At 61.0% G+C, this 18,479-nt stretch carries 16 protein-coding genes; 10 read left to right on the forward strand and 6 right to left on the reverse strand.

Annotated features, from left to right (window positions below; translation table 11 throughout):
* Positions 1 to 87: 87 nt before the first annotated feature.
* The 3 genes from NRB16_RS05020 to NRB16_RS05030 all read left to right on the forward strand — a co-directional run bounded on the left by NRB16_RS05020 (position 88) and on the right by NRB16_RS05030 (position 2,033).
* Positions 88 to 984, forward strand: coding sequence for a LysR substrate-binding domain-containing protein (locus NRB16_RS05020; protein ID WP_257105599.1), 897 nt, complete (start codon positions 88 to 90; stop codon positions 982 to 984).
* Between the two features lie 80 nt (positions 985 to 1,064).
* Positions 1,065 to 1,541 carry an OsmC family protein gene (locus NRB16_RS05025; RefSeq protein ID WP_045491503.1) on the forward strand — a complete coding sequence of 159 codons (477 nt, stop codon included), beginning with the start codon at positions 1,065 to 1,067 and terminating at the stop codon, positions 1,539 to 1,541.
* A 60-nt stretch (positions 1,542 to 1,601) separates the two neighbouring features.
* Positions 1,602 to 2,033 carry a VOC family protein gene (locus NRB16_RS05030; RefSeq protein WP_257105600.1) on the forward strand — a complete coding sequence of 144 codons (432 nt, stop codon included), beginning with the start codon at positions 1,602 to 1,604 and terminating at the stop codon, positions 2,031 to 2,033.
* Positions 2,034 to 2,089: 56 nt separating this feature from the next.
* Here NRB16_RS05030 and tssA read toward each other — a convergent pair whose 3' ends face one another.
* From tssA to NRB16_RS05060, 6 genes are read right to left on the reverse strand one after another with little or no spacing between them, the layout of a single operon-like run.
* Entirely contained in the window at positions 2,090 to 3,187 is a 1,098-nt protein-coding gene (gene tssA / locus NRB16_RS05035; RefSeq protein ID WP_257105601.1) for a type VI secretion system protein TssA, read from the reverse strand.
* Complete coding sequence (locus NRB16_RS05040; protein WP_257105602.1) at positions 3,184 to 7,002, reverse strand: type VI secretion protein IcmF/TssM N-terminal domain-containing protein; 3,819 nt, start codon at positions 7,000 to 7,002, stop codon at positions 3,184 to 3,186. Before NRB16_RS05040 ends, tssA begins: the two co-directional genes overlap by 4 nt.
* On the reverse strand, positions 7,002 to 7,757 hold the full coding sequence (locus tag NRB16_RS05045) for a DotU family type IV/VI secretion system protein (protein ID WP_045491494.1): 756 nt from the start codon (positions 7,755 to 7,757) through the stop codon (positions 7,002 to 7,004). Before NRB16_RS05045 ends, NRB16_RS05040 begins: the two co-directional genes overlap by 1 nt.
* Before the next feature lie 22 nt (positions 7,758 to 7,779).
* Positions 7,780 to 9,135, reverse strand: a complete 1,356-nt coding sequence (gene tssK / locus NRB16_RS05050) for a type VI secretion system baseplate subunit TssK (protein ID WP_257105603.1) — start codon at positions 9,133 to 9,135, stop codon at positions 7,780 to 7,782.
* A gap of 34 nt (positions 9,136 to 9,169) precedes the next feature.
* Positions 9,170 to 9,535 (reverse strand): type VI secretion protein, encoded by a 366-nt coding sequence (locus NRB16_RS05055; protein WP_373568431.1) that lies wholly within the window; start codon positions 9,533 to 9,535, stop codon positions 9,170 to 9,172.
* Positions 9,525 to 9,722: a hypothetical protein gene (locus tag NRB16_RS05060; RefSeq protein ID WP_257105742.1), complete on the reverse strand. Its 198-nt coding sequence runs from the start codon at positions 9,720 to 9,722 to the stop codon at positions 9,525 to 9,527. The genes NRB16_RS05055 and NRB16_RS05060 overlap by 11 nt, the downstream gene beginning before the upstream one ends.
* Before the next feature lie 83 nt (positions 9,723 to 9,805).
* Between NRB16_RS05060 and tssB the strand changes: the two genes are divergently transcribed.
* From tssB to tssH, 7 genes are all read left to right on the forward strand, one after another.
* The gene (gene tssB, locus NRB16_RS05065) at positions 9,806 to 10,408 is read left to right on the forward strand and encodes a type VI secretion system contractile sheath small subunit (RefSeq protein WP_045491488.1); all 603 of its coding nucleotides are present in this window, start codon (positions 9,806 to 9,808) and stop codon (positions 10,406 to 10,408) included.
* Positions 10,409 to 10,434: 26 nt separating this feature from the next.
* Positions 10,435 to 11,988 carry a type VI secretion system contractile sheath large subunit gene (tssC, locus tag NRB16_RS05070; RefSeq protein WP_045491486.1) on the forward strand — a complete coding sequence of 518 codons (1,554 nt, stop codon included), beginning with the start codon at positions 10,435 to 10,437 and terminating at the stop codon, positions 11,986 to 11,988.
* A 67-nt stretch (positions 11,989 to 12,055) separates the two neighbouring features.
* Complete coding sequence (locus tag NRB16_RS05075) at positions 12,056 to 12,556, forward strand: Hcp family type VI secretion system effector (protein ID WP_045491483.1); 501 nt, start codon at positions 12,056 to 12,058, stop codon at positions 12,554 to 12,556.
* 36 nt (positions 12,557 to 12,592) lie between these two features.
* Positions 12,593 to 13,018 carry a type VI secretion system baseplate subunit TssE gene (gene tssE / locus NRB16_RS05080; protein ID WP_257105605.1) on the forward strand — a complete coding sequence of 142 codons (426 nt, stop codon included), beginning with the start codon at positions 12,593 to 12,595 and terminating at the stop codon, positions 13,016 to 13,018.
* Positions 13,002 to 14,807, forward strand: a complete 1,806-nt coding sequence (gene tssF / locus NRB16_RS05085) for a type VI secretion system baseplate subunit TssF (RefSeq protein ID WP_257105606.1) — start codon at positions 13,002 to 13,004, stop codon at positions 14,805 to 14,807. Before tssE ends, tssF begins: the two co-directional genes overlap by 17 nt.
* Entirely contained in the window at positions 14,771 to 15,859 is a 1,089-nt protein-coding gene (gene tssG, locus NRB16_RS05090; protein ID WP_045491477.1) for a type VI secretion system baseplate subunit TssG, read from the forward strand. Before tssF ends, tssG begins: the two co-directional genes overlap by 37 nt.
* Position 15,860: 1 nt before the next feature.
* Entirely contained in the window at positions 15,861 to 18,422 is a 2,562-nt protein-coding gene (tssH, locus tag NRB16_RS05095; RefSeq protein WP_257105607.1) for a type VI secretion system ATPase TssH, read from the forward strand.
* Positions 18,423 to 18,479: the final 57 nt, after the last annotated feature.

The following is an 18,479-nucleotide window of genomic DNA, read 5'->3' on the forward strand; positions in this document are numbered from 1 at the left end:
AGTGATTTCGATATGGAATCAATTATCGATTTATCTCAGTAAATATTGAGTGTTCACAAGCAGGTTGAATCGGGTTAAGCTCAATACATGAATAAATTAGAACAGTTTGATAATGACCCTCCACTGCGTGCAGTGCGAACTTTCGAAGCCTTCGCCCGCCATGGCGGGGTCAACGCCGCCGCCCGCGAGCTGGACATTTCGCCTTCGGCCATCAGCCACCAGTTGCGTCTGCTCGAAGAGTTTCTCGGCCAGCCGCTGACCTCGCGGCAGGGCCGTAACCTGATTCTCACTGATGATGGCCGCGAGTATTACCGCGCCATTCGCTCGGCGTTCGCGGTGCTGCGCAGCGCCACCGATCATGTTCGAGAGCAGTCGAGCGCTCGCCAGGTGACTATCAGTTTGATCCCGATGTTCGGCATCAACCTGTTCATTCCGCGATTGGCGCAGTTTCTTGCCGATAACCCAGGGGTGGACGTCAATGTCACCTACGCCAACCACCGTAGTTACCCGAGCGATGCGGCCGATATTTCCATTCGTTTCGGCACCGGCCACTGGCCGGGCTATCACAGTGAGCCGATGATGTCCGGCGCGGTGACGCCCTGGTGCAGCCGCGAGTTCTACCAGCGCCATGGCCCGTTCGATTCGCTGCAGGCGCTTAGCGAATTACCGCTGCTGCACGACGAAGAGCGCGGGACCTGGGCGCAATGGTTTCACCGTGCTGGCGTGAAGCATCCGGCGGCTTTGCAAGGGCTGCTGTTCGAGGATGGACAGCTGGCGTTGAGCGCGGCGCAGAACGGACTGGGCTGCGCGTTGTTGCGCGAGCCACTGATTACCTGGCTGCGTGATAGCGGGGAACTGGTCAAGCTGTCGGATCTGACACTCGATGACGGGCGAGCCTATTGCCTGTGTCGGCGGGCGGACGGGCAGTTGTCCAGGGAGGGGGTGAATTTATACAGCTGGCTCAAGAGCGGGTTGGGAGGCTGACAAGGCAGGGTTGAGTCAGCCTCTTGTTGGATCGGCCGGAAACAGCCACCCTGTGCATTCTCTATACAAGGAGTCCGCTAATGGCCGACAAACAACATCAGTACCAAGTCAAAGTGACCTGGACCGGTAATCAGGGCACTGGAACCTCTGCTCACCGCAGCTACAGCCGCGATCACCGGATCGAAGCGACTGGCAAGCTCAGTGGCATCGACGGCTCTTCTGACCCGGCCTTTCGCGGCGATCCGGCGCGCTGGAACCCTGAGGACTTGTTGGTCGCCTCGTTGTCGGCCTGCCATAAACTCTGGTACCTGGGCTTGTGCGCCAGCGCCGGCATTGTGGTCCAGGCGTATGAAGACAACGCTGAGGGCGTGATGCTGGAGCAGGCCGACGGTGCCGGGCAATTCACCTCGGTAGTGCTGCGACCCACGGTAACCCTGGCGCCGGGCAGTGATCTGGACAAAGCCCTGGAGCTGCACCATGCGGCCCATGAAACATGCTTCATTGCCCGTTCGGTGAATTTCCCGGTGACCTGTGAGCCGCAGTTGGTGATTGGCTGAGCGGGCCAGCCGCTGACTTGTACTGGGTCGATTCGAGCACCCCATAAAAAAGGAGGTCGCATGTTCAGCCATATCCAGATCGGCGCCCGTGACTTGCCGAGGATGATCGCCTTCTACGACGCAGTCCTCGCTCCACTCGGGCTGGTTCGCGCCCCTGACGCCGACGATAACGGACCACCGGGGGCCGGCTGGCATAAACCCGGTAGCGGCTGGCCGTTTTTTTATGTGCAATTGCCGTTCAATGGTTTGCCGGCGACCTGGGGCAACGGCGTGCAGGTCAGCTTTGCGGCGGCTTCACAGCAGCAGGTGCGGGATGCCTGGGAGGCGGCCGTGACGCTGGGGGCTGTCAGCGAAGGGGAGCCCGGGATCCGCGCGCACTACGCGCCCGATTATTACGGCGCGTACTGCCGCGACCCGGAGGGCAACAAGCTGTGCTTTGTGCATGCCAATGATTTGCCTGAAGCCTCAAAAGCACTGCAAACGCTGTCCTAATCGCTTAAGCAAGACAGCCGCGCCAGCAAGTGCAAGGGCTGGTGCGGGCGCAAGGCTTACGGCAACACCCCCAGTACCGACCAGATCCTCCGGGTATCGACATCGGCATTGACCAGTTCACCCAGCAGGTCGCGCAAGGGCTTGTTGCCCCATTCGATGCCCCGGTCAATCAGATACGGCACCGGGCTGTGCGGCTCGATCCGTGCCAGGTACTCGGAGATAACCTTCAGTTGTTGATAGGCGGCCTCCCGGGACTGGGGAGGACCCATCGCGGCGACTTCAGCGGCGCGCTCAGGTGCCGCGGGCGCTTGCTCGGAGATTGCCGCTGCCGGCTGGATAACCGGCGCAGGGGCGGGCTCGGGGTGCATGGCGAGAAATTCCTGTTGGGCCTGTCGCTGCTGTTCCAGTGCATGTTGCAGGATGATAAGGCTGGGGGCCTCTTCACCAAGGTGCAGGTCGCTCCAGCGGTTGAGGCGCTCCAGATTGAGCAGGCAGGTGGTGAGCAGGTCGACCTGCAAGGCGATTTCGCGGGCTGGCACTTGCAGAACCGTCTCGGCCCAGCCACGCAAGATGACTTCGGCTTCTTTGGCTTGAGCCTGGGCGCGTTTATTGTCACCGGTGACGCGGACCTGTTTCTGTGCCTGGAGCCATTGAGAGTGGGTCAGTGGTTCTCGGTCACGAAGCTGGACGTCCAGCATCGGCATGCGCACATTGAGTATCTCGCTGTACTTGCGTGCTGCCCAGGCCAGCGGTGGCGCCAGCCAGCTGGGGTCCTGATCGCCTGAGCGTGGATGTAGCCGGGTGCCATAGCGCTCACCCAGCTCGACGAGCAGCTCCAGTGCGGCGCATAACCCGGCCAGGCGGTGATTGTGCAGCCAGGCTTCGCCGAGCCAGGCGGCGAGCAGCAGATCCTTGCTGCGGGTGGCAAGCAGTTGGCTGGTGATGGCTTCGACATTGGGCCAATTGCTGCGCTTGAGGGCGTGCTCCCACACGCCCATGGGCAGGCTCGCATCATCTTCACGGCGTGCCTCGCGCAGCCGGTCGATCTCGGGCGAGTCCTGCAGGCTGGGGCCGGTGGGGTCTTCGCCGGGGATCGCGGCAAGCAACTGCGCCAATTGTTCGCGCAGGCTGTCCAGGGAGTGTGTATCGGTCATGGCTTGAACTCGGCGGTGATCGGCTCGGGTAACGGGTCGATGACAGGGTAGGGTGACGGCGGTACGCGAACCGGCAACTCACTCAGTATCAGAGGCTGTTTGCCACCGACAGCCTTGAGTGAGAAGCGCAAGAACATCAAGGCGCCGCTGTTGCGGTTTGGCGTCAGCAATGGCAACTGGATCGCCAGTGGCCGGTCGGCGTTGTCGCGCGCAGTGAAATGATTGATGGCCTGATGGCTGCGAATCAGGCGTAGCAGCGCCCATGGGCCCTCGTAAGTCCAGCTGGCGCTCAGGCCGGATACGCTCAGTGCTGCCTGCGTGGCGTCATCAAGTGGGCGCTGGCTGCTGCCTTGTGCCCAACGCAGGTTCAGCCGCACGGGCTCGCCAACTGTCCAGTTGGTGTGGCTGATACTCTCGGCCGGGTAGCTGGCCAGGCGCGAGCCGGTTTCCATATTCCATTCGATGACCTGATCGGCGCCGCGCTCTTCTTCGCGGTCGGTGCGCCAGCGCACCTCGACGTCCATACCGCGCAAACCTTCCTTGTCACGGATCAGCATGGGGCCCAGCCAGGCGCGTGCCTGTTGCAGGTTGAACAGGAAATCGGCGGCCTGTCCGCTATTGCTGGAGATATTGTTTTGCAGCCCGTTATAGGCATCGGGCAGGTACTTCTCGACCAGTTCGAGGAATTCGCGCACCCGGTCAGGGTTGGCATCTACCGCGCTTTGTTTGTTGCTGAATGGAAAGCGTCCAGCCAGGTAGGTATTGAAGTAAACCGCCAGTTGCTGCCAGGCCACCGCAGCGGTGTAATTCTGCAGTGCGGCGCAGCGTTGACGGGCCTGCTCCCAGGTTTGCCGCGCCAATACCGCGAAGCGGCCGCGCTCCTGGGGCAGCGCGGCGGCCGCGAGCGTCTTGCTGCAATTGCCCATGTCCATGTCGTTGAACTCGCGGGCCACCAGTTGCTGGTACATCAGCGCCGGGCTGGTCGGGTTCTGTTCGCTGTATTTTTTCATCGACGCAATGGTGTCACTGATACTTTCAGCCAATTCCAGGTCGCTGCCTGACAGGAATGATCGCTGGGTGTTGATCCAGTCAATGGCTGGCGTGATCTGTTGCAGGGTGTCGATTATGAGCCGGAACTGACGAGCCATCGATTGCTGCAGGTTAGGCACATCCGGCTCGCGAAAGCTGCGCAAGGCCAGGTTGCGAGTTCCATCCCAGGCGGCGAAGTTGATCGGTGAGTTGAGAATGGGCATGTTCTGCAGGTCTGCCGTGGCCCGCTGCATGTCATTCAGGGCGCGGCGATTGAACTCTTGGCGCAGCAGCTCGACTTGATGGTTGTCACCCACATCGGCGAGTGCCTGCATCAGTTGCAAGGCCTTTTCCACCGGCAGATCGAAGTTGCGCTGGGTGCCGGCAGCGCTCCAGCTTAACGTCGTATCGCGCGTGCTCAAGCGTTGCCACATGGCCAGATTGGCCGCGGCACGGGCCGAAGCCAGCAGTCCTTTGCGGTAGGCGGCTGGCAGTTCGGCAACCTGCTGATCAAGAAAGCTCTGATAGCTGGCATGGTACTGCAAGGCGGCGCCCAGGCTGCTGCTGTCGATGTTGCGCAAGCCTTCGCCGTTCTGTAACGAGAGGCCGCTGTTGTTCAGGGCGGCCTGGGCGAAGTCTTCGCGCAGCAGGTTTTCGATGCCTTGATCAAGCTTTTCCAGATTGCTTTGCAGTGCAAGGGTGCCGCCCGCCTGCTGGTGCAACAAGCTTTGCTGTTGATCGCCACGGTCCAGCCAGTGGTCTTTGAACGTTCGCTTGGTACGTTTGGCGTATTGCTCGATCTGCTCGACCACTGCCGGGCCGATCAGGCTGCTTTGTCGGGCGCGCTGCAGGCTCTCTTTATAGGCGGCAGTGAGTTCGACCGCCGAACCCTGACTCCATGCCGCGTTGGTATGGTTGATCACCTGGCGCAATTGGCCAATCGCCGAGTCGATCTGCTCAAGCTCGCTCATGCTGCTGCGCTGGCCTGATTGCAGCTTGCCCAGATGCAGGTTGAGCAGTTGCGACAATTGGCTGAAGTCGGTGCTGGAGAACTGGCCGTCGAGCCACTGATGCATGCTCTGTTGATAGCGCCGGGCAACGGCGGCCTTGGCGGTGTCCAGGTCCAGAGGGCGTGCCAGAGCGGTTTGAGGATCGCTCAAAATACGTTGGTACAGCGCTTCGTTGCTCAGGCTCTTGCTCTGCAGGCTCAGGCCGAACAGTTCGTTGGCCAGTTGCGCGATATCGTCCAGTGGGCGCTCGCTCAGGCTCAGGCTCTGATTGAACAGGCGAGTGCGACGTTCCAGATCCTGGGCCTGCTCGACAATCTGCTGGGCCTGTTGCCAGGCATTTTCGCTATTGCCCGTATCGTTATGAGCATCGCTGTTATCGTTGACCAGTTGTTCAAGATCGCGTTGCAGGCGCTGGCGGACGGGGCCGAACATTTGCAGCGCGGCACGCTGCTGCAGTTCATGATCAAGCTTCTGATCAAGGCCATAAAGCCGCGAGCCAGGCAACAGTACCGTGCCCAGGTGCCAGCGCGGTGCGGTGCTCAGAACGTGCCAAAAACTGTTGATACGCTGGCGCGCCCGGGCATCGTCCTCTCCTTGGGGCACCAGCGCCTGATCGTCGTTGAGCAGTTGCGCCAGGCGCTCTGCGTCGGCGCTGCGTGCATGCCAGACCCAGAGCATGCCTGATGCCCAGAGCACGCCAAACAGCAGTGCGCCTACGCCCACCACCCGCTGCCAGCGCTGGCGCAGTTGCAGGATGCGGCCGATCGGCTGAGCCAGACCCTGGTCGGCAGTGATGCGCTGGCGCCACAACCGGCGACTGAACAGCGGCGGCTCAGCGGGCTGGTCGGCGATCTCGGCAAACAGGTCGGCTTCGGCCGGGGCGGCACGCGCAACCGCACTGGCTGCAACGCAGAACCAAATCCCGCGCAAGCGCGGCGCCTCGCCCAGTGCGTTACCTTGAAACACCGAGTCGCACAACGCTTGCAACGGGTCGTGCAGCGCGTGCAGGTGTTGAGGCAGTTGAAAAAGATCGGCATGGATTTCACCGCGTAGCGTACCCAACTCCAGGATCAGGTCGGCCAGAGCGGTCTGCATCTGGCTGATCGCTTGAGTGATCCAGCCGGGGTTCCAGCGGGTTTGCGCATCGTACGGTGAGGTCCAGCCCAGTGGCAGATCTTCGGTCGTGGTGGGCAGGATGTTGACCAGATCCACCAACCCCGGAACGCCTTCACCACCGCTGGCGACCATGTACACCGGCAGGCTCAAGCCCAGGCGCTGTTGCAGGTCGATGAACTTGCGGCGGGCCGCCGCGCCGGTCATCGCGGTAGCCTGGCTGTCGGTCAGCTGGTCCAGTGCGCAGAGCCAGATCACCGCATCCAGTGGTCGGCGCGCCCGGCTCTGAACCAGCAGGCCGAGCAATTGACGCCACAGTTTGAGCTGCACGCTGGCGTTTTCGCCATGGTTGAACAAGGCATTCGGCACCACCAGCACTGCGCCTTCCGGGCCGTACCACCAGCGTCCAAACCAGGCCGGCCGGGCGCTGCTTTGCAGGCCCCAGCCGTTAAGCAGTGGGGTGGCCAACTCGTCGTCGCCGACCATCAGTGTCCATGGCGTTTCGTAGCGATCATTGACGCCGAGCGCCTGTTCCCACTCACGCAGGGCGTTGTAGTAACTGCGGTTGGCGCCGCTCAGGTGCATGCTGGAAAACTTCCAGATCACGACCGACAGGATGAGCAGCAAAATAATGCCGACAAGAATCAGATCCAGAGTACTCATCACTCGCTCTGCTCCGTGCTCGGCTGCCCCAGGCTCGCTTCCAGATGTTGCCTCACATCCCACCACAGGCCTTGCCCCAGGCCGATCAGCAACACCAGGCCAAGGGTCAGGGCCAGTACCAGTCGGTAACCATCGGGCATGCTACTGCGCTGTGGCATCTGTTGTGCCGGTCGGGCGCCGAGCCGCTCCATCTGCAACTGCACTTGATCAAGTGAAGGCGGGCGCTGGCGGCTGAAGGTAAACAGCGCGCGCCGCCATTTCTCGTGCAGCGCCTTGCCGTTGCCGTTGCGCAAGCGGCCCTGAAAGCCCAGCGTCAGGCACAGCAGGTAGACATTGGCCAGATCACGCAGGGCAGGATCGCGACTGTCCAGTACCCGTTTGATTTCCAGTGGCAGCCGATCACCGGCCATGCGCGTCTTGAACAGCCTGCTTTCCATCGGTTGCTCGACCCAGGCTGCCTGGCCTGCCCACGAAGTAAACAGCAGAAACTCGTCGACCACAGCGACAAACGCGAACAGTGTTGCCTTGGCCTGATCGCCCTGCGCCTCACCTACCGCTGCATAGGCGCTACGCCACAGACGCCGGGCAATCAGGCTGACTTGTTCAGCCACTTGAGCGGTCTGATCCTGTGCTGCGAGGGTGTCGGCACGCGTTTGCCAGAAGCTCAGCCATTCAAGCCAGGCGCGGCCGAGCGCCGAGGAAAGCGGCGTGCTTTCGAAGTTCGCGCCGGACTGCGATGGGTCGTTATCAAACATGTGCGATCAATCCCTGAGGGGTTCAGTCCGGTCTGCTCATGTCGAACATGACGATTTCGGCAGGCTCTACCCAGCCGCTGCCAGGTGGTACGTACAGGCACAGCTCGCTGTCGGGGGTGAACCATTGGCCGCTGGCGTGGATTTTGAACAGGCGAATGTCTTCGCCGGCACCGCAGGCAATCAACTCATCGCGCTCAAGGCTGCCAAACTCGAGGCCGCGCATGCGCTGACGGCTGAGGGCCGGCAGATGCGGGCGAGAGCTGATGATCGCTTGTTCCAGCCAGCCGCGTGCGGCTTGTGGCGTAGACCCTGAGGGCATGCGCAGGCCGATGATCAGTGCTTGCTGGGTGCTTCTGGTGTCTTGCAGACCAATCAGGAACAATCGCTCGCGCAACTCGAAACTGCGTCGCTGGTAACCGGCGCTGATGCTGCTCAGGCGTGATTCGAGCCAGTCCAGCACGGGATCGAAGCCGGCCTGCAGGTCTTCGAAATTCAATGCCGCGAAGCTGCGCACGCCCAGCTCCGGTTGCAGGCTGGCGATTGCTCCGGCCATGCCGGTCAGTTGCAAGTACAGTGAAACTGGCGTGGCGACGCCGGTTTCCAGGTTGGCTTGCAGCTCTGGCAGACGCGACCACAACGCGTTGATCTGCATGCGCAAGTCGGCGCGTTTGTACATGTGTAATTCAGCGCTGTCGTTGCCTTTGCCGGCCTCCTGCAACTGGATCCAGCGTCGGGTCAGTGCTTCGCCTTTCTGGCGCACCTGCTCACACAGGCTGGCGATTCTTGAGCCAATCGGCGACTGGGCCGTGAGCAGCGGGGTGGGCGGGGTGTAGGGCAGCTGGCTGATGACGTTGTCTTCGCAGCCCAGGCGCAGCAGGGGCAGGCATACCGAGTCGGAGCGTCCGGCCGCCAGCACTAGGCGCAGGTTCGGGCGCCACACGCTGACGGTCTCGGGGTGTTCGCCGCTGCTCAGGTCCAGCACCGGCTGAGCATTGTCTGAGCGCAGTCGGCCATTGAGCGGCACCAGTTGCCCGGAGCGCCACAACGGATCGACCGCCAGGTAGACGATCAGGCTGCGCTGGTCTTCAAAATCCTTGGGGGTGATGGTCAGTTGCGGGACAAAGTCCCTGTCGCGTTCGGGGTTGAATTCCACCACCAGGCCATCGGGCATTACCGCATTGAGGGCGCTGATGCGCAGCGTTCCGTTGCTCAGTGCCAGTTGATCGATCTGCAATTGCTGTACGCCCCAGTACCAGGGGCGGGAATGTTCTGTCAGGCGGGCGCTCAGGCTTTGCGCTCGCAGGTCTTGCAACTGGAAATGCTGGGGCAGCAAGTGCATGCCTTCGTACCAGCAAATCGCGTCCGGGGTACTGCGCATTCTCGACTCCTGAGCCATCCTGAGAAACCTGCGTTCATTGCCCCTTGGCATCAAGCAGGCGCATCTCGCGCGAACCCACTTTGAGCCAGATGCTGTCTTGTGCCTGCAGCAGCAGGCGATGCGGGCCTGGCGTGCTGTAGCGGGCAAAAATCAGCAAGCCTTGCGCCTTGCGGCGGTGCAGCGGGTTGTCGGTCAGGTTGAGCAATTGACCGGGTACTACCTCCAGGCTCCAGATGTGCACGGCGCCTGGATAATCGCGTTGCAACTGCTCGCGTTGTTCGAACCACTGGCTGGCGGTGGTGGCTTTGAGGCGGTCGAGCATCACGGCATCACTGGCAGCTACAAAGTCCAGCGCCAGTGGGGTGTCGTTGTTGGCTCTTGGCTCGACGTCAATGCGCACGCTGTGCAATTGAACGCGTTGAGCAAAAAGGCTGCAACCGTTTATCAGAAAAACTGTCAATACGACAACCAAAACTTTGATTGTAGGGAACTTCGACAAATTCATACGAATCCAACATAGGTTTTGTAAGAAATTTCTTTGCTTTCTTATAGCCTTCTTCTAATGTTTTGCCCAGCCAGCTTTCCAACGGGAGTTGCGCCTGTGTAGTCAGAATTTGTCGACAGTGTGTGCCTGGCCTCCTGTGTGGCGAGGCATCTGAAGGAGTAAGGCATGGCAGCGAATCAGGAAAGCAAACAGCGTTATTTGGGGCGCAATCGTCCGCCGCGGGTCCAGATCACTTATGACGTTGAAATTGGCAACGCCTTTGAAACAAAGGAGTTGCCTCTGGTCGTGGGGATTCTGTCCGACTTGTCAGGTAATTCAGCGCCGGCCAAGGCAGGATTGGATAAGCGGGGGTTTGTAGATATTGATCGTGACAATTTCAATACCGTGCTGAGCAAGATTCACCCGCAAGTGAGCTTCACTGTTGAAAATGTTCTGGAAGGCCAAAGCGGTAATCTCAAAGTCGATCTGCAATTCAACAGCATTGATGATTTCAGCCCCGAAAAACTGGTTCGTCAGGTCAATGGCTTGAAAGAACTGTTCGAAAAGCGCCAGCGCCTTCAAGACCTGCTGATCAAACTCGATGGTAACGAAGCCCTCGATCAGAGTCTGGTTTCCGGCCTCTCCAGCGACGATGCGGTCAAGCAGCTTCAGGCTCAGCTCGCGGCGGCACTGCCTGCGCCAACGCCAGCGTTACCGGTGAATACGGATACCCCAGCGGGGCAGGATGAAACGCCTGAAGATCCGAACCCGACCACCAACCCTGCCTGATCCGCGCCGTCCACGGAGGATTTTTCATGCCTAAAGAGCCTGTTGCCACTACCACCGGCACCCAGACCCTGAACGACTCGTTGCTCGACCGCATTGTCGCCACCATGAGCGTGAGCGGCAGCAGCGATGACAAGACCCATGCGCACCAGATGCTGCAGGTGTTCGCTGAAGAGGTCGAAAGCCACAAGGTTCACGCCGACACCAACATGCTGACCACCATCAGCGAGCGTATCAAGGCGCTGGACGACCAGATTCACGCGCAGCTCAACCTGATTCTGCACGCCGAACCGTTCCAGAAGCTCGAAGCCTCCTGGCGCGGTTTGCACCAGTTGGTGAGCAACACCGAAACCGGCACTTCGCTGAAACTGCGACTGCTTAACGTCGGCAAGGAAGAGCTGGCCAACGACCTGAAAAAGGCCGTGGAATTCGATCAGAGCGTACTGTTCAAGAAGGTTTACGAAGAAGAGTACGGCACGTTCGGTGGCAGCCCGTTCAGCCTGCTGATGGGGGACTATGAGTTCGGTCGCAGTGCACCGGACATTGACATGCTCACCAGCCTGTCGAATGTCGCCGCTGCCGCCCACGCGCCGCTCATCACGGCCGCCAGCCCGCAGTTGTTCGACCTCAAGAGCTTTGCCGACCTGGGCGTGCCACGTGACCTGGCCAAGACCTTCGAGAGCACTTCGCTGGTGAAGTGGAACAAGTTCCGCGAGAGTGAAGACTCGCGTTACGTGTCGATGGTGCTGCCGCATTACCTCGCGCGCCTGCCATACGACCCGGAGAATGCGCCGGTTCCGACCATGCTCAACTTCGCCGAGAGCGTGCACGAGGGTGACGATTTCATCGCGTTCGACCCGAACGATGGCCGCGAGCTGAAAGCATCGGAAAAAGGCCTGAAAACCGATCCGAAGAAGTTTCTGTGGGGTAATGCCAGCTGGCTGCTGACCCAGCGCATCACCGATGCGTTCGCCAAACACCGCTGGTGCGCGGCCATTCGGGGGCCGGAAGGCGGCGGCACGGTCAGCGATCTGCCGCTGTATCAGTTCCTTACCCCGTCGGGTGATCTGGCGTTGAATTGCCCGACCGAAGTGGCGATCACCGACCGCCGCGAGAAGGAGCTCGACAGCCTGGGCTTCATTGCCCTGTGCCATCGCAAGAACAGCAACGACGCGGTGTTCTTCGGCGGTCAGACTACCAACAAGCCCAAGACCTACAACACCTTCGAGGCCAATGCCAACGCGCGCATTTCCGGCATGCTGCCTTACGTGCTGGCTGCTTCGCGCTTTGCCCACTATCTCAAAGTGATCCTGCGCGACAAGGTCGGCACGTTCGCCACCCGCGAAAACGTCCAGAGCTACCTGAACAACTGGATCACCGACTACGTGTTGATCAACGACAACGCGCCGCAGGAGATCAAGGCGCAGTACCCGTTGCGCGAAGCGCGTATTGACGTCACTGACGTACCGGGCCGTCCGGGCAGCTACCGTGCCACGGTATTCCTGCGTCCGCACTTCCAGCTCGAAGAGTTGACTGCGTCGATTCGTCTGGTCGCCACGCTGCCGCCGTCCGCCGCTGCCTGATTGTCCGGCCCGCTGTGCGTCAGCGGGCCATTCACCCAAATTAAAGCCGTAGCAAGGAATACACCCGATGGATGCAATCATTCTGGATCTGGGCGACACGATCAAAGGCGACTCGCTGATCGAAGGCTACGCAGACAAGATCGAAGTCATGTCCTACAGCCACAACGTGGCCATGCAGGTGACCAACGACGTCAGTAACTCGGAACGAACCTCCGGCAAGCCGCACATCGGCGAGTTCACCCTGACCAAGTTCATCGACTCCTCGACCCCGGACCTCAACGGCTACTGCTGCTCTGGTAAACCCATTACCGAGGCAAAGATCACCATTGGTCGTAACGCTGCAGAAGCGGACGGCAAGATTCTGCCGTTCATCGTCTATACCCTGACCAACGTGGTGATCTCCAACGTCAGCGTCAGCGGCGGTTCTGGCGGCAAGCCGGTAGAAACCCTGTCGCTGAACTTCACCAAGATCAAATGGGAGCTCACCGCCCAGAAAGACGACGGCACCAAGGAAGGCACCGCCGCGGCTACGTGGGACCTGGCGGCCAACAAACTGCAATCGAAGTAATCGCTCACCTGTTGCGCCATCGGCTGGAGTCCGGGTATGCGTGTTGCGTTGTTCGACCTGTTGGCCGGTGGCCAGGCGACCGATTTCGATGCGCAGGACCCGCGCCGGATCGGCGAGTCAGTGCGACGGGAGCTTGAGCGTCTGCTCAATACCCGGCGCACTGAGCGCCATCACAGCATGGCCGCCAGTGTCATCGATTACGGCATCGGTGACTGGAGTGCGCTGTACGCCGACCGTGAGCAGGACCAGCGCCTGCTCAGCCGTGAAATACGCAAAGCCATCAATCATTTCGAACCGCGCCTGGAGCTTGAGAGCGTGGAAATCAGTGGCGTGCCCGGCCAGCGCACGCGCATGACCATTCGTGTGATCGGTCATATTCGCGGTCTTGAGGAGGCCAGTATGGCTTTTGTAATGAATCTGGGTGAGGGCGGCTTCGAGGTCAGGCATGAGCGATTCGATTGATGCCGAACTGCTGGACTACTACCAGCGGGAATTGACCTGGCTACACCGTGCCGGGGCAGATTTCGCGGCCAGCCATCCAACACTGGCCGGGCATTTGAAGTTGTCTGCGGCCGGCTCCCAGGACCCTCATGTAGAACGCCTGCTGGAAAGTTTCGCGCTATTGACGGCACGTCTGCAGCGGCGCCTGGACGATGGTTATGCCGAGTTCAGCGACGCCTTGCTCGAACAGCTCTACCCCTTGGCCTTACGTCCGATGCCGTCGTGTGCCATCGCCCGTTTCGTGCCCGACACCTCCAAGGGCAATATTGCCGACGGCTACCTGTTACCCCGCGCAACGTCGGTGTTCAAGGCCCCGGACAAGTCTCAGCCTGACAGTCTGTACTTCCGTACCGGTTTTGACCTGACACTGTGGCCGGTAAGGGTTGAAGAGGTGACACTGCTCGATACCGACCGAAGCCAGAGTGAAACGGCGATCAATCGCGCCAGCTCGTCACTGTGCCTGCAACTGTCGTGCAGTGGCGAGAAGAACTGGGCGCAGCTGCCTGACAGCCTGACCCACTTGCGCATTCACCTGGCGGGCTCGCCGATCAATCGGGCCTTGCTTTACGATTTGCTGGCCGCGCATAGCCTTGATGTTGTGTGCGCCGTGCCAGGCGGCACCCCGCAGGCGGTCAATGCCTTACCCGCTGCGGTTGGCTTCGCTGAACAACAAAGCCTGTTGCCTGACGAAGACGGTGTCCATCCGGCATTGCGGCTGTTGGTGGAGTACTTCACCTTCCCGGAAAAATTCGCTTTTTTCGATATCCCGCTACGTATTCCGGCCCAGGCCACTGATCGTTTGCTGGTCTACATCGCGTTCGATACGCTGCCGAGCCAGCGGGTCAGCCTGCAACGCGAAGACATCGCACTGGGGTGTGCGCCAATCATCAACCTGTTTCCGCGCACCGCCGAAACCCTGCGGCCCGATGGCACACGCAGTGAGCACTTGCTGGTTGCCGATTCGCACCGCGACAGCAGCACAGAGATTCACAGCATTCGCAGCCTGGTATCCAGCCACAATGGCGTAATCCAGCCGGTTGCGCCGTTCTATGGTGACCAGCATGGTGTCGGCGACCGAGCGCTGTTCTGGCATGCGCGACGCATCAGCGGCCTGAAAGCCGGGCGTCCCGGTACTGACCTGATGCTCAGTCTGGTCGACAGCGAGTTTCAGCCGAGCCAAGAGCAGCCCGGACGCCATTTCACCGCCAAGGTACTGTGCACCAATCGGCATCTGGCTGAGCGCCTGGCGCCCAATAGCGTGCTCAAATTCGAAAGCAGCGGCCCAGTGGCACAGATTCACCTGCTTAAAAGCCCGACCCGGCAATCAATGCCCAATCTGGCCGGCGCCTCGCGCTGGCGGCTGGTGTCGCAGCTCAACCTTAACCATACCTCGCTGGTCGAAGGCCCCAAGGCACTGGCATCGCTCAAGGAAATGCTCGTGCTGCACAATCTGCGCGAGGATTCTGCGGTACGTCAGCAGATCGACTGCATTGTCGGCATACGCACTGAACGGGTGGTCGATCGGGTCGGCCAGGATGCCTGGCGTGGCTGGCGTAACGGCCTCGAAGTACGCCTGACTCTCGATTCCAAGGGCGCGGCGGGGCATAGCCGGGTACTGTTTTGCGCGGTACTGGCGAATTTCTTCGCCTTGTATGCCACCACCAACTGCTTCGTGCGTACGGTGCTGGTCGAAGGTGACAAGGAGATCATGAGATGGCAACCCGAGAGCATCGCGGGCCTGGCACTTTAAGCGCACGTCTGCGCTGGGCGCCGCAGCGTTTCGAATGGTTGCAGGCGCTGCAGATTCTCGAGCGTGAGCAGCCGCACTTGCCGGCACTGGGCTGCAGCAATGATCCGCAGCAGGAAGCCGTGCGCCTGCGTGGTCCTTTGTTGCCGGTGTTTTCACCCAGTCAGATCAGCAGCCTGCAGCTTGCCCCACAGGCGTTTGCGCCTTTGTCAGCGCTGCGCCCGCCATTGGTATACCGCCATTTGCACCGCAAGCCGCTGGTCGTGCCACGGCTGACCTTGCATACCCCGGTTTTTGGTCTCGGTGGCCCTGATGGCCCGCTGCCTTACGCCTATCAGGAATGGTTGCAACAACGAGTCCGTGCCGGGGATCGGGGCACGCTGGCGTTTCTCGACCTGTTTCAGCACCGCTTGCTGAGCCTGCTATACAGAGTCCAGCTTAAACACCGGATTGCTTTGCCTTATCAGCGCAGCGAACACAGCCCGGTTTACCAGCAGTTGCAAGCGCTTTGCGGGTTGACCAGCCAGCCGCCCGGCATGCCTGTGTCGGTTCCGGAAAAGGCACTGATTGCCCGGGCGGCATTGCTGGCCAACGGGCGGCGCTCGGTGGCCGGTTTGCAGAGCTTGCTCCGCCATCACTTCGACCTGAACGTGCGGATTGAGGACTTCCTCGGCGGCTGGCGGCGCATTCCGCCAGCCAGCCGCACGGTGCTCGGTCGCCAGGGGCGCAACCTGAGTCTGGGCCGCAACGCGGTCTGTGGCAGTCGGGCCTGGGACCAGCAACAGGGGGTGCGCATTCATCTGGGCCCACTGCAGCCGACCCGGGCTGACAGTTTTATGCCAGGGCGTTTGAGCCATCGACAACTGGCAGCGCTGGTGAGCTTCTATTTTGGTGCCGAACTGCAGTGTGAGTTGCGCATCCATGTCGACAAGAGCGACATCCAGCGGCTTGGTCAGGTACACCAGCCAGGCCTGGGGCAGGGCAGTTGGCTGAACCGTGAAGTACGCCAGGGTAATTACTGGATCGACGTCAGCCTCGGTAAAAACGGAGCCTGACATGGAAATCGCAAGCCTGATCGGGCGCCTCAACAGCCATTGTCGCGATGCCATGGAGCGCGCCGCGCAGCGTGCCTGGCAGGGTGGCCATGAATTTGTCGAGGTCGAGCATCTACTGCTCGAATTGCTCGATGCGCCCGAAGGGGATCTGGCGGTCCTGTTACCGGCCCTCGGGGTCAACAGTGCGCCGCTGTGCGCTGAAATCCAGCGAACCTTGCACGGCTTTACGCCAGGCAATAGCCACAGCCCAACCCTGTCCCGACAGCTGTTGGGGTTGATCGAGGCAGCCGTGCAGCAGTCCTGCGCGCAAGGCATTGCCAGCGTGCGTTCGGCACTGCTGTTATTGACCTTGCTGGAGCACCAAGCGCAGTACCCGGAGGTGTTCAGCCGTGTGCCCGGGCTGCGCTCGGTATCACGGCAAAAGCTGCGCGAGCAATTGCCGGACTGCATCGCACACTCGGGCGAATCGCAGAACCCGCCAGCCAACGCGGCCAGCGTACCGTCCAGTGCCGACTCGCAGAGTGATACCGCTGGCGGCTCCTTGCTGACGCTGTACACCCACGACCTGACCGCCGAAGCACGGGCCGGTAACATCGATCCGATCATTGGCCGTGACAACGAGATTCGCCAATGCATCGATATTTTGCTGCGCCGCCGCCAGAACAACCCGATTCTGGTCGGGGCTCCCGGGGTGGGCAAGACCGCTGTGGTCGAAGGTCTGGCGCTGCGGATTGCCAAAGGCGAAATCCCGCCGTTGTTGCAGGGCGTAAGCCTGCGCACGCTGGATCTCGGGCTGCTGCAAGCCGGGGCCGGGGTCAAGGGCGAGTTTGAGAAGCGCCTCAAAGGGGTTATCGACGGCGTGCGCAAAGCGGCTGGCAAGGTGATTCTGTTCATTGATGAGGCCCACACGCTTATCGGTGCTGGTGCCGCCGAAGGCCAGAGCGATGCTGCCAACCTGCTCAAACCGGCGCTGGCCCGCGGCGAACTGCGCACCCTGGCCGCGACCACCTGGCTGGAATACAAAAAATACTTCGAGAAAGACCCGGCGCTGGCCCGGCGTTTTCAATTGGTTCAGGTCGAAGAACCGGACGAGCCTACCGCTGTGCAGATGCTGCGTGCCGTCACCGAGCGGCTTGAACAGCATCACGGTGTCGATGTGCTCAACAGCGCGATTGTCGATGCGGTCAAACTCAGTCAACGCTACATTTCCGGGCGGCAGTTGCCTGACAAGGCCATCAGCGTGCTCGACACGGCCTGCGCTCGAGTGTCCCTGGCCCAACACGACGTGCCCCCGGCGCTGGAAGCGTTGCGTCATCGCCAGGCCGCTGCGCTGGACGAACTGCAACGGTTGCGCCGTGAACAGTTGACCGGTCAGGACCATCGCCTTCGTGTCCAGGTGCTGGAGCAGCAGGAACTGGACAGTCGCCTGGCCGCTCAGGAACTGGAGGGCCGTTGGAGCCAGGAGCGCGCGGCAGTGCGTGAGCGTGCCGATATTCGTCAGCAGTTGCTGGTGCTCAATGAGGCTGTCGATCCGGCGGTGGATGACGCCGAGCTGGATTTGCGCATCGATGAACTGGCTGCGCGGCTGGAGCGCCTTGAAAAAGGCCTGGCCGTGATTCGTCAGGATGAAACCCTGGTGCCGGAGCAGGTTGACTCCAGGGTTGTCGCGGCGGTAATCGCCAACTGGACCGGCATTCCGCTGGGCAGGATGCTCGCCGACGAAGCGTTTGCCTTGCGAACGCTGGCCCAGCGTCTTGGCCAGCGGGTCATGGGCCAGGGCGTGGCATTGGCAACCATTGCGCAACGCTTGCAGGCTTACCGCGCCGGGCTGACCGATCCGCACAAACCGGTGGGCGTATTCCTGCTACCGGGGCCGACCGGTGTCGGCAAGACCGAAACAGCTTATGCGCTGGCTGATGCGTTGTATGGCGGCGAGCGCAACCTGATCAGCATCAACCTTTCCGAATACCAGGAGGCGCACACCGTCAGCCAGCTCAAAGGCGCACCGCCTGGCTATGTGGGTTATGGCCACGGCGGTGTGCTGACCGAAGCGGTACGACGCAAGCCCTACAGTGTGGTGCTGCTCGACGAAATCGAAAAAGCCCATCCCGATGTTCTGGAAGCGTTCTACAACGTGTTCGACAAAGGTGTGATGGAAGACGGTACGGGCTTGGTGGTGGATTTCAAGAACACCGTGATTCTGGCGACCAGCAATGTTGGCGCCGAGCTGATCCTGGAAACCCCGGCGCCGGAACTGGCAGGCGAACCGTTCAATGCCCGCTTGCAGCAGGTACTGCTCGGCGCTTTTCGCCCGGCCTTGCTGGCGCGCATGACCGTGGTGGCCTACCAGCCGCTGGATGAAGCGACGCTGGAGTCAATCGTGCTGGCCAAGCTGGAAAAACTGCGCGCGCGCTACAAGGCGGCCACCGGCAAGCCGTTCGAGTTTGATCAGCGGATCGTCAAGGCAGTGCTGGCGCAATGTGGCGGGGCGGGGGCAAGGGATATCGAGAATGTGTTGATGCGCCAGGTGACCGGGCGGTTGGCAGAGTGGGTGTTGGAGTAACAAGCTATTTTCCTGGACTGGCAGCAATGCCTGCCGATTACCTGTTGGAGCGGAGGA

This window comes from Pseudomonas sp. LJDD11, from assembly GCF_024584215.1.
In the GTDB taxonomy this organism is placed as follows: domain Bacteria; phylum Pseudomonadota; class Gammaproteobacteria; order Pseudomonadales; family Pseudomonadaceae; genus Aquipseudomonas.